The sequence below is a fragment of the Flavobacterium undicola genome (assembly GCF_009909155.2).
Taxonomy (GTDB): Bacteria; Bacteroidota; Bacteroidia; order Flavobacteriales; family Flavobacteriaceae; genus Flavobacterium; species Flavobacterium undicola.
On record NZ_JAAAPM020000017.1, the window covers coordinates 41,570 to 56,052 of the forward strand.

The following is a 14,483-nucleotide window of genomic DNA, read 5'->3' on the forward strand; positions in this document are numbered from 1 at the left end:
TCTCAGATTCCCACATCACTCCTTTGCTACATTAAAATTAGCATCAAATCTAGGTAATTAAAAAGTTGCTTTATATTGGTTAACAAGGAAAGGTCTATTTGGTAGTCTCGAGAACGTTTTGCAAAAGCTCTTCTATATGGAAAAATAAGTAGCCATTATTAGGGTTTCCGCTAAAAGCGATTATTTTTTTTTATTTCTATTTAAAATTGGATCAATTTCTATGATTTCTTTTTTTATCCGTACCGAATACCTATTGGGTTGAATATCAACACCAAAATTCTTAGCATATACTTTTGTGAATTCAGCACCAAAATACAGAATTATTGCCGAATAATACACCCAAACCAAAATTATTATTACTGAACCCGCAGCTCCATACACCGTAGCGACTGATGAACTTCCTAAATAAAACCCTATGATAAACTTACCTATTATAAAAAACAACGAAGTAAAAGATGCTCCTATTAAAGCATCTCTCCTTTTGATAATTCCGTCAGGAAGTGTTCTGAAAATAATGGTAAACAACAAGGTAATTATAGCAAAAACTATGATAACATTAACTACGTAAAAAAAGTAAAAAGTGCTATCAGGAAAGTAATTCATAATCCGTTCACTCAATAAATCCAATACTGTATTAACCATTAAACTAACCAACATTAAAAATCCTACGGAAGCAATCATAGAGAAAGACATCAACCTGTTCTGGATAAATTTCTTCAATCCTCGTTTAGGTTTTGCACTAATTCCCCATATATAATTAATAGAACTTTGAATTTCAGCAAAAACACCAGAAGCTCCAATAAACAACATCACTACACCAAAAATACTCACAAAGACATTACTATCAGCAAGAGCCACATTCTTAATAGCATCTTGGATTTGGATTGCAGCATCATTACCTATCAAATCATTAATTTGTCCGTATAATTTACCCGTAACCGCTTCTTCTCCAAAGAAAAAACCACAAATTGTAATAATGATAATCAACAATGGAGGAAGTGCAAAAATGGTATAATAGGACAATGCAGCACTTAATTTGATGGCATTATCATCTAAGAAAGCAAAACCACTTTCTTTTAAAAGAAATCCTGTTTTCGATAAAAATTCTTTGGGTTTCATTTTTTCAATTTTTACAATCCTTTCAAATTTAAGCATTTCAGAATATAAAAATTTTCAATATTTATTTTAAAATTTACATTATAACCATGCGGTATTATTTCTGTCCTACGCATTTTTCCATAAAAAAAACTGCTCAATTGCTTGAACAGTTTTCTCTATTTTCTTTATTCTATTTTCTTTATTCCAAAAACTACACATTAAAACGGAAATGCATCACATCACCATCTTTAACGATATATTCTTTTCCTTCTACTTTAAATTTCCCTGCTTCTTTTGCTTTCGCTTCTGAACCGTATTGAACATAATCCTCATACGAAATTACTTCGGCACGGATGAATCCTTTTTCAAAATCAGTATGAATAACTCCCGCAGCCTGTGGCGCAGTAGATCCAATATTGATAGTCCAGGCACGAACTTCTTTAACACCAGCCGTGAAATAGGTTTGTTGTTTCAACAATTTATAAGCAGCACGAATTAATACAGAAGCTCCTGGCTCAGTCAATCCCATATCTTCAAGAAAAACTTGACGCTCTTCATAACTTTCTAATTCAGTAATATCAGCTTCTGCTCCCACTGAAAGGATAATAACTTCAGCATCTTCGTCTTTTACTAATTCACGAACTTGGTCTACGTATTTATTTCCGTTTACTGCTGAATTTTCATCTACATTACAAACATACAATACTGGTTTTGCAGTAATTAATTGAAAAGTTTCGAATAAAATTTCCTCATCATTATTTTGAGGCGTAACCGTTCTAGCCGATTTTGCTTGCAATAAAACCTCTCTAATTCTATCTAAAAGTGCTTTTTCAGTTTGCGCTTCTTTATTTCCTGTTTTAGCCGCACGATTTACTTTTTCCAAACGTTTTTCAACAGTTTCTAAATCTTTCAACTGTAATTCGATATCAATCGTTTCTTTATCACGAATTGGATTCACATTTCCATCAACGTGAACAATATTATCATTATCAAAACAACGCAACACATGAATAATCGCATTACACTCTCTAATGTTTCCTAAGAATTGATTTCCAAGACCTTCTCCTTTACTTGCTCCTTTTACTAAACCTGCAATATCAACAATATCAACAGTTGCCATTTGAACGCGTTCTGGCTTTACTAATTCTTCTAATTTGTTGATACGTGGATCAGGTACATTTACCACACCAATATTAGGTTCGATAGTACAAAACGGAAAGTTTGCACTTTGCGCCTTAGCATTAGACAAACAATTAAATAAAGTTGATTTCCCTACATTTGGTAATCCTACAATTCCTGCTTTCATGATCGTATTGTTTACAGCTAGCGTTTTATTGCTATGCGTTTTAATTTTGATTTTAAAAGTTGCAAATATAATATATAAAAATCTATAGATAGCATAATTGTAAAATTAATACTAGCCCACTATAAACGACGCATCCAATTTCTTTTTCGTCAAATTTATTCCCATCTCAACCCCTTGAAAATTAACTTATTTTAAACACACTAAAACAAAAGCTTTCAGCAAAAAACCTTATATTGCAGTTGATTCTTTAACAGAAATTGCATTCTGTTTTTTGGAAACAAAAAAGCGAATAACAGTACTAAATTGTAAATTTTATGACTAGTCTTTATCCAGATGAAATGGCCGAAATATATGACGCCATGTACCAAAGCTTTATAGACTACAACAAAGAATACACTTTTTACAACAAGCTGCTTCAAAAAAGCAATCCTAAAAGCATTTTAGAAATAGGCAGCGGAACAGGAAATCTCGCCAAACATTTTATTAAAAACAAACAAAACTATACGGGGCTTGATTACAGCAAAAGCATGATTGGCATTTCCCAAAAGAGAAATCCAGATTGCAACTTTATTCAAGGTGACATGCGTGATTTTAACCTCGAAGAAAAAGTAGATGCTATAATTATCACCAGTCGCTCGACAAGTTACCTCATTTCAAACAACGATATCAACGACACTTTTAACTGCCTGCACAACAATCTCAATACAGATGGTGTCATTATTTTTGATTTCATAGATGCCAACAGATTCATACCTTACATTAAAGAAAACAGCCCAATTGTTCACACAGCCCAACACAAAGGCATCAATTATAGTCGAAAAAGTAGCTGGGAAGTAAGTCAGCACGACAATTTTTTACTCGAATGGACTGCTAAATATTACAGCGATGAAATAGACGATAGTAAAGCAATTGCAAACGACTACTCTACTGTACGCGTTTTTACTTTAAACGAAATGCAATTATTCCTCTATCTCAATCATTTTGAAATTGTCGAAATCATTGACCGAAAAACCTATGCTTACGATACTTTTGTAATTGTAGCCAAAAAAAAATCCTGAGTTGTTCACTCAGGATTTTTTTTTAATTTATCTAATAACTATTCATTGTGTAAGAAAGCTTGTCTGTTCAATAAAGTTTCTTCATCCTCAACATGATTATCATCCGGGATACAACAATCAACAGGACATACAGCAGCACATTGAGGTTCATCATGGAATCCTTTACACTCTGTACATTTTCCTGGAACGATATAATATATTTCATCCGAAATAGGAGTTTGAGCATCATCTGCATCTACTTCAGTTCCGTCAGGAAGTATTACTTTTCCATTTAATTTTGTACCATCTTTATATCTCCAATCGTCAGCACCTTCATAAATTGCTGTATTTGGACATTCTGGTTCACATGCACCACAGTTGATACATTCGTCTGTTATGATAATTGCCATTTTATTCTGTGTTTATTTTTTTTGCAAGTAAAAATCTTATAGCCAAAAAACATTTGACATAAGACTTTTGACTTTCGCCTTATTAAATCTTACTTTTGTGCAAAATTACAATCAAAACATTTCATAAACAAACATTATGACATTAGAAACTAAAAAAAATGCGTTTATCGAATTAGGAAAATTCCTGAGTCAATTTTCTGAAGCCGAAAACAGTCCCAAAAAAGACGTTTTAGGCAATGCTATTTTTTTTGATTCTTTTGTTGATTTAATTCACTTATCTCAATCTCATAATGGCTGGTACACTCCTGAGCAAGTATACTATGCTCTTCAATCCTGGGCAAATGCCTTGAGTAAAGAGAACCTGGATACTTGGTTAGACGCCTATGACTTTACAAATGTAAAACCCAAAAAAATTGCATTAATACTAGCAGGAAACATTCCCTTAGTTGGTTTTCATGATTTTCTATCGGTTTTAATCTCAGGACATGATGTTTTAGTAAAAACATCTTCAAATGACCAGCATTTATTGCCTTTTTTAGCCAAATATTTGATTCATATTGCACCCGAATTAGCCAATAACATCACTTTTACCGAAGGCAAACTAGAAAATTTTGACGCTGTAATTGCCACGGGAAGCAACAACACCGCTCGTTATTTTGAATATTACTTTAAAGACAAACCCTCTATTATTCGCAAAAGCCGAAACTCTATTGCGATCTTGAATGGCGAAGAAACTAAAGAACAATTAGTTGCTTTAGGTGAAGATATTTTTAGATATTTCGGATTAGGTTGTCGTAATGTTTCCAAACTTTTTGTTCCAAAAGGATATCGTTTTGATACTTTTTTCGAAGCTATATTCGAATATCAGGATATAATTCACTACGAAAAATACGCTAACAATTACGATTACAACAAAGCGGTTTTCTTGATGAGCAATTTCAAATTACTAGACAATGGTTTTTTAACTATAAAAGAAGATGTCAGCCATGCCTCTCCTATTTCGAGTGTCTTTTATGAATATTATGAAAATCTTTCTGATTTAGAAAAAAAACTAGATTCAGAAGCCGACAATATTCAATGTATTGTAAGCAATAATTTAGTAAAAAACAGCGTCGCATTCGGACATACACAACAGCCTAAATTATGGGATTATGCCGATAATATCGATACTATATCGTTTTTGTTAATAACATAGAATAATTTTTAATAATTATTACGAATAATTTAATGCTTATTCGAGTCCTATTACCGAAATTTGCATTTTAATTTTTTGGACTTAAACTACACCATGAAAAAACACAACTACAGCGCAGGACCATCTATCTTACCACAAGAAGTTTTTGAAAAATCAGCAGAAGCTATTTTGAACTTCAATAATTCAGGATTATCAATTTTAGAAATTTCGCATAGAAGTAAAGACTTTGTTGCTGTTATGGACGAAGCTAGAGATTTAGCTCTTGAGTTACTTGGATTAGAAGGAAAAGGATACCAAGCTCTTTTTCTTGGAGGTGGAGCTAGTCTTGAATTCTTGATGGTTCCTTACAACTTGATGAAAGAAAATGGAAAAGCGGCTTATTTAGATTCAGGAACTTGGGCTACTGCAGCTATCAAAGAAGCTAAATTTTTTGGAGAAACTGTTATTGTTGCTTCTTCTAAAGAAGACAATTATACTTATGTTCCTAAAGGGTATGAAATTCCTGCTGACGCAGATTATTTTCACTGTACTTCTAACAATACCATTTTTGGTACTCAAATGAAATCATTCCCTAAAACTAATGTACCGTTAGTTTGCGATATGAGTTCAGATATTTTTTCCAGAGAATTAGATTTTTCTCAGTTTGACATTATCTATGCTGGAGCTCAAAAAAATATGGGACCTGCAGGAACAACTTTGGTAGTTATCAAAGAAGAAATTCTAGGTAAAAACGGTCGTGCTATCCCAAGTATGTTAGACTATGCTAAACACATTAAAGCAGATAGTATGTTTAACACTCCTCCTGTTTTCCCAGTTTACGCATCTCTATTGACATTAAGATGGATCAAGGAAAAAGGTGGAATTGCAGCTATTGAAAAATTAAACAACGCTAAAGCAGAATTGCTTTATAACGAAATCGACAGAAACCCATTATTTAAAGGAGCTGCTGTTAAGGAAGATCGTTCTAACATGAATATTACTTTCTTATTAACTAATCCTGAACACACTGAAACATTTGACAAAATGTGGAAAGAAGCTGGAATTTCTGGATTGCCAGGTCACCGTTCAGTAGGTGGTTACAGAGCATCTATCTACAATTCTATGCCAATTGAAAGCGTACAAGTATTAGTAGATACTATGCAAGCTTTAGAAAAAAACGTTTAAAACTAAACATATAAATAAACTGAACGATTAAAGGTCAAAAACTTTTAATCGTTCTTTATTTCAATCAAAAAAGAATTCCAATCTTTAAATAAAAAAAAGAAATGAAAGTATTAGCAAACGACGGGATTTCAAAAAGTGGAATCTTAGCTTTAGAAAAAGGTGGTTTTGAAGTAATCACTACAAAAGTGGCTCAAGAACAAGTAGCTAACTATATCAACGAAAACAACGTAAGTGTTATTTTAGTTCGTAGTGCAACTAAAGTTCGTAAAGATATTATTGACGCTTGTCCTGGTATCAAAATCATTGGTCGTGGTGGTGTAGGCATGGATAACATTGATGTGGATTATGCTAAAAGCAAAGGAATTCACGTAATCAACACTCCTGCTTCTTCATCAGAATCTGTAGCTGAATTAGTTTTTGCTCATTTATTATCTGGTGTTCGTTTTTTACATGATTCTAACAGAAACATGCCTTTAGAAGGAGACACAAAGTTTAACGACTTGAAAAAAGCATATGCTAACGGAGTTGAATTAAGAGGAAAAACTTTAGGTATCGTAGGTATTGGTCGTATTGGTCAAGCTACAGCTAAAATGGCTCTTGGTTTAGGTATGAAAGTTATCGCTGCTGATAGCTTTATTCCTCAAGTGGATATTAAAGTAGAATTCTTTGACGGACAATCAATAACTACAACTGTTGTTTCTCAATCATTAGAATCTTTATTTCAAGAAGCTGATTTCATTACATTACACGTTCCTGCTCAAAACGGTTACATCGTAACTGAAAAAGAATTTGCAACAATGAAAGATGGTGTAGCTATTGTAAACTGTGCTCGTGGTGGTGTTATCAACGAAGTAGATTTAGTTAACGCTTTAGACAGTGGAAAAGTAGCTTTTGCAGGTTTAGATGTTTTCGAAAACGAACCAACTCCAGCAACACAACTTTTAATGCACTCAAAAATCTCTTTGACTCCACACATTGGAGCTGCAACAGGAGAAGCTCAAGACAGAATTGGAACTGAATTAGCTTCACAAATTATTAGTTTATTGAGCTAATAAATAATAAAGCTTTTATAATACAAAAGGACTCATTGCAATGCTAATGAGTCCTTTTTTTTATTAAATTTGATAAATAATCTTATAAAAGCAAATCTCATGTTAGCACAATTGACACAATTAGTACAGGAATTTGGTATAGATGCAGTTATAAAAAACGAGGCGATTCCAAACGAACAAAATGAGGCAGTCCTCAAAGAAACCAGCAGTTCTATTTTTTCGAGCCTACAAAAAATCGCAAACGACGTTGATTTATCGCAAATTGTAGGCTTATTACAAAGTAAGGACATCGACAAGAACAATCCTGCTATTCAAAAAATAACCAACGAAGTATCTAATTCGTTAACCGAAAAATTAGGAATCAACTCCACTACCGCAAAAAGTACTGCAACAAGCATGATTCCTAAAGTACTTAGTTCCTTAATTAACAAAGCTAACGACCCTAAAGACACCAGTATTAACCTTTCCGGATTACTCGATTCCTTAACAGGTGGGGATAGTCCTGAGCATGCAAGTATTATGCACGCTATAGGCACTTATGGTATTCATTTTGGATTAGATCAAAATTCAGACGGAAAAATAGATGTTGATGATGCTGTTGAACTTACTAAAAAAGGAGGACTGAGTGGAATGCTTGGCAAACTTTTTGGAAAATAAAACTAAATAACACTCTCATTACAAAGCCATTTATCCAAATATAAATGGCTTTTTTTATTTAAACCAATCATAATTAGCTATTTAATTCGTAAATTTAGGTAGTTAATTTTACTGTCATGAAAAATAGTCTTTACATACTCGCAATGTTTCTAGGACTTATCATAATAAGCTGTAATGCAAATAAAAGTATCATTACAAAAAACAAAAGTACAGCACCCAAAACCAGTGACACTATCAAGATTGCCAATAAAGATATTGAATACGAAGTTATCATTATCGACCCTGGATTCAATACTTGGCTCAATAGCTTAGCTTACCCAAGAGGATTTTATGACCAAAGCTATTTAGAAACAAAAAACCAACAATACATCAACGAATGGAACTATCGTTTTTCGCAACCACAACAATACAACCGGGATTTATATGAAATGAGTATCGATTATGATTCCACCATTAATTATGGTTACGAAGTAAATTATTTGATATATAATTACATGGTTTATTTCCAAAATAATTACCGTCAAAAACTTTCTGGTCGCGTTCCCTTTAGATAATCTTCACTACATTTGTAATCATTACAAATAAAATGAAGAAATTAAAAGAACGTTGGAAAATAGAGTCTAACTTTCAACTCACAATCATTTTTATCGTTTTTGCTATTACAGGATCGGCTTCGGCATGGATTTCAAAACCCGTTTGTATCTGGTTAGGAATTTTAAAAGAAGATTTCGGTTTCTGGCATACTCCTGTCCGCTTATTAATAGTCTTACCGTTATACCAAATCCTTCTTGTTCTTATTGGTTTTTTATTTGGCCAATTTAAATTTTTCTGGGCATTCGAAAAGAAAATGCTTCGAAAAATGGGATTAGGTTTCTTATTTAAAGACGAATAAATCAGCTTTCTTTTTTTATCACATAGCAATAAATCCAGGTTAACGTAAAAGTGGGAATGAAATCAGTAAAAGGGAAAAATTCTTCCACAAAAGAAATAATACCACCAACCTTCCCTATCCTGCCTTTATACATTTTAGTCATTAAAAAACCCGAAGCTGGAGCCCAAACCACATCTGAAAATTCACCTATAAAAGGAATAGAAAACGACAGCATCCCTACAACATCGAAAACAATTCCTAAAAAAAGCTTTTTATACCTATATTCCATGCGTCGTTGATTTACTTGAAAGAATTCCGAAACTTAAAAAATAAAAGGATAAGTTATTTTAATTTTTCTTTAAAATACTGTCGCACTTTAGCAACCTTAGGAGTAATCACAAAGGAGCAATACCCTTGCGATTTGTTTTGATTGTAATAATTTTGATGATAGTCTTCCGCTTCAAAAAATGTCGAAGCTGGAGAAAGCTGAGTGACTATTGGTTTACCAAAAACATCTTCTTTAGTTAAAAACCGGATAAAATCCTCAGAAATTAGTTTTTGTTCTTCATTATGATAAAAAATCTCACTTCGATATTGTGTTCCCACATCATTTCCCTGACGGTTCAAAGTAGTAGGATCATGGGTTGCAAAAAACAATTCCAATAATTCACCAAACGAAATGACTTCAGGATTAAAACTAATTTGTATCGCTTCGGCATGCCCTGTATCTCCTTGACAAATTTCCTTATAAGTAGGATTCAACGTTTTCCCTCCTATATAACCTGAAACAATAGCCTCAACTCCTTTTAACTCTAAAAAAACAGCCTCAGTACACCAAAAACAACCACCAGCAAACGTTGTCATTTCCATTTTTATATCTTTTTCCATAACTACTTTTAAAATATAATTGCAATAACTGCGAACTCTATTACATTAACTCAAATTTATCACTTTTTATACCGCAACCAATTTTATAATCATTAAAATCTTTGTTTCTTTGTAAAAACAGCCAACAATGATACAAGCCAAAAACTTACATAAATATTACGATCAACTTCACGTTTTAAAAGGAGTTGATTTACATATTCAAAAAGGAGAAATCGTTTCCATTGTAGGTGCTTCAGGAGCTGGAAAAACAACGCTTTTACAAATCTTAGGTACATTAGACAAACCCAATAGTGATATCGATATTGAACTTCGAATCAATAATGAGGATATTTTGTCTATGAATGACAAAAACTTATCAAAATTTAGAAATTTAAATTTGGGATTTATTTTTCAATTTCACCAATTATTGCCTGAATTTACCGCTCTGGAAAACGTATGTATTCCCGCTTATATAGCTAAAAAACCTAAAAAAGAAACCGAAGAAGAGGCCTTGAAACTACTAACCTACCTAGGTCTTTCGCATCGAATTAATCACAAACCAAACGAACTTTCGGGTGGTGAACAACAGCGTGTGGCTGTAGCCAGAGCATTGATAAACAAGCCTGCAGTAATTTTTGCTGACGAACCTTCAGGGAATTTAGATACTCATTCAGCTGAAAATTTACACCAATTGTTTTTTAAGTTAAGAGACGAATTTGGACAAACTTTTGTCATTGTTACTCATAATGAAGACTTAGCCAATATGGCCGATAGAAAACTGATTATGATTGACGGATTAATTAGCAATTAGGAGCTATATCCAGCTGTACGCTATATCTTTTATGATCTCGTTAAAAAAAAAACGAGACCATAAAAGGATGCCGCTTCCATCTGGGCTAGGGAGCCTGAATAACAAGAACTTTCATTTTAAACATGAACCAAACCGAACTCAAAGATTTTCTTGACGAAAAAGTACTGCAATACAACACACTCGATTTTATCGAAAGTGATCCTGTACAAATTCCACATTTATTTACCTCAAAAGAAGATATTGAAATTGCCGGATTCTTAAGCGCAACCATTGCTTGGGGCAATCGCAAAATGATTATAAAAAATTCCCATAAAATGATGGAGTTCATGGGCAATACTCCTTATGACTTTGTGATGTCACATTCTGATAATGATTTAGAACGACTGGAAACTTTTGTTCATCGCACATTTAATGGTCAAGACTTTATAGGTTTTATCAAAAGTCTACAAAACATCTACCAAAATCATAGCGGACTGGAAGCTGTTTTTGCAAAAAATCAAGAAGCGAATTCGATGCAAAAAAGCATCTCTGAATTCAAAAAAATATTTTTTGAAATTCCGCATTTGGCTAGGACACAAAAACACATTTCAGATCCTTTGAATAATTCGGCAGCCAAAAGAATTAATATGTACTTGCGCTGGATGTGCCGCCAAGACAACAAAGGAGTCGATTTAGGCATTTGGAAAACTATTCATCCGTCAAGCCTTTCTTGTCCTTTAGATGTTCATTCGGGAAATGTAGCTCGAAAACTAGGTTTACTTACTCGAAAACAAAACGATGGTAAAGCCCTTTTTGAATTAGACTCTAAACTTCGAGAGTTTGATTCAACAGATCCTGTAAAATATGATTTTGCTCTTTTTGGATTAGGTGTCTTTGAAGGATTTTAATTATCCTTAATTAAAAAAGCAAAAATATCAAACATTAATTCTGTAATACTTTTATCCAAATTTTACCATAAAAATGTATTTTATCGGTTTTTTTACGCACTTAATCGATATTATTGAATTTTATTTATTACATTTATCTTGTAGAAAACCCTATTACAAAACCCTATAACCTACAAGAAAATGAATCTTACAAAAAAAATTGTTTTAGCAGAGGATAACTCAATCCTTTCAAAATTGTTACAATTCAAATTAGAAAAAGAAGGTTATCACCTCTTAATAGCTACCAATGGTAAAGAAGCTGTTGATCTAATTGAAGACAATAATCCTGACATGATACTAACTGATATTATGATGCCTTTCATCAGCGGATTGGAAGTCATTAGTCACGTTAGAAACAAGCTAGAAATGAAAACTCCCATAGTTGTATTTTCTTCTGCAGGTCAGGAGGAAATGGTTTTGAATGCTTTCAATTTAGGTGCAACCGATTTTATGAGCAAACCTTTTAGTCCAAACGAATTGATTATTCGTATTAAAAGGTTGATGCAGTAAAGCTAAAATCAACTATTATGTTAGACTTACTCCAAAATAGTATTGATGCGTTCAACAATTCGCATCCACTAATTCGATTTTGTATTTATTTGTCATTGCTTTTTATAGCGACCATAGCACTATTGCTTGTCTATTTAAAAAATCTTAGAGACAGATTAAGAATAAAAGGACGAATAGAGGCCACGTATCAAAAGAAATACGAATCGGATCTTATAGAATATCTATATGCAGGAGATGATAAAAACATAAATGCAGAACAACAAAAAATAGTTGATTATTTAAAACAATGTGGTGAAAATCGTTTAAAAAGAAAGTTAATAATTGCGACTCTTTTAAAACTAAAGAATGAAATTTCGGGAGAAACTGCGGATGCAATTCAAAATTTATATTATAAAACGGGATTTATAAACTCAGCAACTTCTAAACTAAAAAGTAAAAAATGGGACAGCGTAGCTAGGGCTATTAGAGAGTTAACGCTATTTGAAATTAAAGAAGCACATGATGAAATTATTCAATTAATAAACCATCCTAAGAAAGAAGTGCGTAATGAAATTCAAAAATATTTAGTGCAATTATTTCGTTTTGACGGACTTGAATTTTTGAATGTATTAGAAAATCCACTTTCGGAATTGGACCAAATTCAATTATTAGAAATTTTAAATAAATTTAATAATATGGAAGTTCCAGATATGAATAATTGGTTGCGCTCAACAAACAATTCTGTTATTTCATTCACACTGAAACTTGCCAAAATATACAATCAATACGGTGCTAAAGACGAAATTATTGCGCTCTTTAATCACCCAAATACTGAAATTAGAATCGAAGCGATTAATGTTGTTAATCATTTAGGAATTTTTGAAGCTGTAGAAATCTTAAAAGAAGATTATTTTACAAGAACTTTAGAAGAGCAAATTGCATTTTTCAAAATGATGGAAGAGATGTCAATGCCAGACGATGTTTCGTTTATTAGAGAACACATTCAGCATGATAATTTTCACATTCGAATTTCAGTAATGAAAATCATGAACTTAATTACAGTTGACAGCGACAACACTTTTAAAGTCAATACTGTAACTCCTGATTTTACAATCGATAAAGATCTAACCATAGCCAGTTAATTATGATTCAAAATTTACCCGAACTACTGATCAACTTTTTTGATTACATTTTTTTTGGTTTCGCAATGGCTGCGATATCATCCTATATTATTTTAGCGATAATATCAGCTTTTGAAACAGTAAATTATATGAAGAAAAATAGTTTTGTAAACTATACCGAAATATTATCTTCATCTATTTCTCCATCCATTTCTATCATTGCTCCAGCTTATAATGAAAGCTTAAACATAGTAGAAAATGTGCGCTCTTTGCTTTCTAATCATTATGTAAATTACGATGTAATTATCATAAATGATGGTAGTAAAGACGATAGTTTAGAGAAATTAATTGCTGCTTACGACTTGGTAAAAGTAGATTATTTGATCAATAATCAAATTGAGACAAAGCCACTCAGAAAAGGTGTTTTTAAATCTACCAATCCTGCTTTTGAAAAATTAATTGTGGTTGACAAAGAAAATGGAGGAAAAGCCGATGCGCTAAATTTAGGTTTAAATATTAGTACTAATAAATATGTTGCCTGTATTGATGTTGACTGTTTATTATTAGAAGATTCTTTGCAAAAGATGATCAAACCTTTTCTTGAAGCTACTGATCATAAAGTTATTGCCGCGGGTGGAGTGATTAGAATTGCTAATTCTTGTATCATAAAAGACGGAAAACTACTCGAGATTAACTTTCCTAAAAACAACATTGTAAGAGGACAAATTTTAGAATATTTAAGAGCTTTTCTATTAGGTCGAATGGCTTGGAGTAAACTCAACGGATTATTAGTTATTTCGGGAGCTTTTGGTTTATTTGATAAAAAAATTGCTCTTGAAGTAGGTGGATACGACACTAAAACGGTGGGAGAAGATATGGAAATCATCGTGAGAATGAGACGCCATATGGAAGAGAAAAAAGAAAAATACAGAGTGGCTTACATTCCGGATCCTCTGTGCTGGACAGAAGCTCCTGATAATTACAAAATTTTTATCTCTCAAAGAAACAGATGGACTCGTGGTACCATTGAAACACTTAAAAAACACCGAAAAATTGGATTCAATCCAAAATACAACTCATTAGGGACACTAAGTTATCCGTATTGGTTTTTATTTGAAAGACTAGCCCCTATTGTAGAAATCCTAGGCTTATTTTACTTTTCAATACTCATTATTACTAATAATGTAGTTTGGAGTTATGCTATATTATTTCTTATTTTAGCCTATCTGTTTACCGTAATATTTTCTATCATTACCATTATAACCGAAGAACTTACTTACCATCAATACACTAAAAAAGGAATGGGCTTACAACTAATAAAAACTGCTTTTACAGAACCGATACTCAATCATCCATTCATTTTATATGCGGCGTTAAAAGGAAATTTCGACTACTATTTTAATAAATCAATTAAATGGGGCGAAATGACGCGCAAAGGAATGAGCAATATTTAATTTAGAAATTACACAAATTATCTTC

The 14,483-nt window shown here is 32.5% G+C and carries 17 protein-coding genes; 12 read left to right on the forward strand and 5 right to left on the reverse strand.

From position 1 onward, the window contains the following. Window positions 1-180: 180 nt before the first annotated feature. Both GTZ96_RS11115 and ychF read right to left on the reverse strand, forming a co-directional pair. The gene (locus tag GTZ96_RS11115) at window positions 181-1,119 is read right to left on the reverse strand and encodes a YihY/virulence factor BrkB family protein (RefSeq protein ID WP_161644011.1); all 939 of its coding nucleotides are present in this window, start codon (window positions 1,117-1,119) and stop codon (window positions 181-183) included. A 190-nt stretch (window positions 1,120-1,309) separates the two neighbouring features. Next, the gene (ychF, locus tag GTZ96_RS11120; RefSeq protein ID WP_161644012.1) at window positions 1,310-2,404 is read right to left on the reverse strand and encodes a redox-regulated ATPase YchF; all 1,095 of its coding nucleotides are present in this window, start codon (window positions 2,402-2,404) and stop codon (window positions 1,310-1,312) included. Window positions 2,405-2,718: 314 nt separating this feature from the next. Here ychF and GTZ96_RS11125 point away from each other — a divergent pair, with 314 nt between their 5' ends. After that, window positions 2,719-3,462 carry a class I SAM-dependent DNA methyltransferase gene (locus tag GTZ96_RS11125; RefSeq protein WP_161644013.1) on the forward strand — a complete coding sequence of 248 codons (744 nt, stop codon included), beginning with the start codon at window positions 2,719-2,721 and terminating at the stop codon, window positions 3,460-3,462. 38 nt (window positions 3,463-3,500) lie between these two features. On the opposite strand, the gene GTZ96_RS11130 is transcribed toward GTZ96_RS11125, so the two are convergent. Continuing rightward, window positions 3,501-3,851, reverse strand: a complete 351-nt coding sequence (locus GTZ96_RS11130; protein WP_161644014.1) for a 4Fe-4S dicluster domain-containing protein — start codon at window positions 3,849-3,851, stop codon at window positions 3,501-3,503. A gap of 136 nt (window positions 3,852-3,987) precedes the next feature. Here GTZ96_RS11130 and GTZ96_RS11135 point away from each other — a divergent pair, with 136 nt between their 5' ends. From GTZ96_RS11135 to GTZ96_RS11160, 6 genes are all read left to right on the forward strand, one after another. Further along, complete coding sequence (locus tag GTZ96_RS11135) at window positions 3,988-5,046, forward strand: acyl-CoA reductase (RefSeq protein WP_161644015.1); 1,059 nt, start codon at window positions 3,988-3,990, stop codon at window positions 5,044-5,046. Window positions 5,047-5,139: 93 nt separating this feature from the next. Beyond that, entirely contained in the window at window positions 5,140-6,210 is a 1,071-nt protein-coding gene (gene serC, locus GTZ96_RS11140; protein ID WP_161644016.1) for a 3-phosphoserine/phosphohydroxythreonine transaminase, read from the forward strand. A gap of 101 nt (window positions 6,211-6,311) precedes the next feature. Then, entirely contained in the window at window positions 6,312-7,262 is a 951-nt protein-coding gene (locus tag GTZ96_RS11145) for a D-2-hydroxyacid dehydrogenase (protein WP_161644017.1), read from the forward strand. A gap of 99 nt (window positions 7,263-7,361) precedes the next feature. Then, complete coding sequence (locus GTZ96_RS11150; protein WP_161644018.1) at window positions 7,362-7,919, forward strand: hypothetical protein; 558 nt, start codon at window positions 7,362-7,364, stop codon at window positions 7,917-7,919. Window positions 7,920-8,035: 116 nt separating this feature from the next. Then, complete coding sequence (locus GTZ96_RS11155; protein ID WP_161644019.1) at window positions 8,036-8,473, forward strand: DUF6146 family protein; 438 nt, start codon at window positions 8,036-8,038, stop codon at window positions 8,471-8,473. A 32-nt stretch (window positions 8,474-8,505) separates the two neighbouring features. Beyond that, complete coding sequence (locus GTZ96_RS11160) at window positions 8,506-8,811, forward strand: DUF6787 family protein (protein ID WP_161644020.1); 306 nt, start codon at window positions 8,506-8,508, stop codon at window positions 8,809-8,811. Window position 8,812: 1 nt separating this feature from the next. Here GTZ96_RS11160 and GTZ96_RS11165 read toward each other — a convergent pair whose 3' ends face one another. Continuing rightward, window positions 8,813-9,079 carry a hypothetical protein gene (locus tag GTZ96_RS11165; RefSeq protein ID WP_181033178.1) on the reverse strand — a complete coding sequence of 89 codons (267 nt, stop codon included), beginning with the start codon at window positions 9,077-9,079 and terminating at the stop codon, window positions 8,813-8,815. A 53-nt stretch (window positions 9,080-9,132) separates the two neighbouring features. Then, entirely contained in the window at window positions 9,133-9,678 is a 546-nt protein-coding gene (gene msrA, locus GTZ96_RS11170) for a peptide-methionine (S)-S-oxide reductase MsrA (RefSeq protein WP_161644022.1), read from the reverse strand. Window positions 9,679-9,805: 127 nt separating this feature from the next. Between msrA and GTZ96_RS11175 the strand changes: the two genes are divergently transcribed. The 5 genes from GTZ96_RS11175 to GTZ96_RS11195 all read left to right on the forward strand — a co-directional run bounded on the left by GTZ96_RS11175 (window position 9,806) and on the right by GTZ96_RS11195 (window position 14,458). After that, window positions 9,806-10,468, forward strand: coding sequence for an ABC transporter ATP-binding protein (locus GTZ96_RS11175; protein ID WP_161644023.1), 663 nt, complete (start codon window positions 9,806-9,808; stop codon window positions 10,466-10,468). Window positions 10,469-10,590: 122 nt separating this feature from the next. Beyond that, the gene (locus tag GTZ96_RS11180) at window positions 10,591-11,355 is read left to right on the forward strand and encodes a TIGR02757 family protein (protein ID WP_181033179.1); all 765 of its coding nucleotides are present in this window, start codon (window positions 10,591-10,593) and stop codon (window positions 11,353-11,355) included. A gap of 180 nt (window positions 11,356-11,535) precedes the next feature. Further along, window positions 11,536-11,904 (forward strand): response regulator transcription factor, encoded by a 369-nt coding sequence (locus GTZ96_RS11185; RefSeq protein ID WP_161644024.1) that lies wholly within the window; start codon window positions 11,536-11,538, stop codon window positions 11,902-11,904. A 17-nt stretch (window positions 11,905-11,921) separates the two neighbouring features. Beyond that, on the forward strand, window positions 11,922-13,025 hold the full coding sequence (locus GTZ96_RS11190; RefSeq protein WP_161644025.1) for a hypothetical protein: 1,104 nt from the start codon (window positions 11,922-11,924) through the stop codon (window positions 13,023-13,025). A gap of 128 nt (window positions 13,026-13,153) precedes the next feature. Next, complete coding sequence (locus GTZ96_RS11195; RefSeq protein ID WP_161644054.1) at window positions 13,154-14,458, forward strand: glycosyltransferase family 2 protein; 1,305 nt, start codon at window positions 13,154-13,156, stop codon at window positions 14,456-14,458. The last annotated feature ends 25 nt before the right edge of the window (window positions 14,459-14,483 follow it).

Bases quoted from the DNA above. Each gene is read 5' to 3' on its own strand.
- GTZ96_RS11190 (WP_161644025.1), top strand. From the start codon at position 11,922: ATGTTAGACTTACTCCAAAATAGTATTGATGCGTTCAACAATTCGCAT.
- GTZ96_RS11115 (WP_161644011.1), bottom strand. From the start codon at position 1,119: ATGAAACCCAAAGAATTTTTATCGAAAACAGGATTTCTTTTAAAAGAA.
- GTZ96_RS11160 (WP_161644020.1), top strand. From the start codon at position 8,506: ATGAAGAAATTAAAAGAACGTTGGAAAATAGAGTCTAACTTTCAACTC.
- GTZ96_RS11185 (WP_161644024.1), top strand. From the start codon at position 11,536: ATGAATCTTACAAAAAAAATTGTTTTAGCAGAGGATAACTCAATCCTT.
- GTZ96_RS11175 (WP_161644023.1), top strand. From the start codon at position 9,806: ATGATACAAGCCAAAAACTTACATAAATATTACGATCAACTTCACGTT.
- GTZ96_RS11195 (WP_161644054.1), top strand. From the start codon at position 13,154: ATGAAGAAAAATAGTTTTGTAAACTATACCGAAATATTATCTTCATCT.
- GTZ96_RS11125 (WP_161644013.1), top strand. From the start codon at position 2,719: ATGACTAGTCTTTATCCAGATGAAATGGCCGAAATATATGACGCCATG.
- msrA (WP_161644022.1), bottom strand. From the start codon at position 9,678: ATGGAAAAAGATATAAAAATGGAAATGACAACGTTTGCTGGTGGTTGT.
- GTZ96_RS11150 (WP_161644018.1), top strand. From the start codon at position 7,362: ATGTTAGCACAATTGACACAATTAGTACAGGAATTTGGTATAGATGCA.
- GTZ96_RS11165 (WP_181033178.1), bottom strand. From the start codon at position 9,079: ATGGAATATAGGTATAAAAAGCTTTTTTTAGGAATTGTTTTCGATGTT.
- GTZ96_RS11135 (WP_161644015.1), top strand. From the start codon at position 3,988: ATGACATTAGAAACTAAAAAAAATGCGTTTATCGAATTAGGAAAATTC.
- serC (WP_161644016.1), top strand. From the start codon at position 5,140: ATGAAAAAACACAACTACAGCGCAGGACCATCTATCTTACCACAAGAA.
- GTZ96_RS11145 (WP_161644017.1), top strand. From the start codon at position 6,312: ATGAAAGTATTAGCAAACGACGGGATTTCAAAAAGTGGAATCTTAGCT.
- GTZ96_RS11180 (WP_181033179.1), top strand. From the start codon at position 10,591: ATGAACCAAACCGAACTCAAAGATTTTCTTGACGAAAAAGTACTGCAA.
- GTZ96_RS11155 (WP_161644019.1), top strand. From the start codon at position 8,036: ATGAAAAATAGTCTTTACATACTCGCAATGTTTCTAGGACTTATCATA.
- ychF (WP_161644012.1), bottom strand. From the start codon at position 2,404: ATGAAAGCAGGAATTGTAGGATTACCAAATGTAGGGAAATCAACTTTA.
- GTZ96_RS11130 (WP_161644014.1), bottom strand. From the start codon at position 3,851: ATGGCAATTATCATAACAGACGAATGTATCAACTGTGGTGCATGTGAA.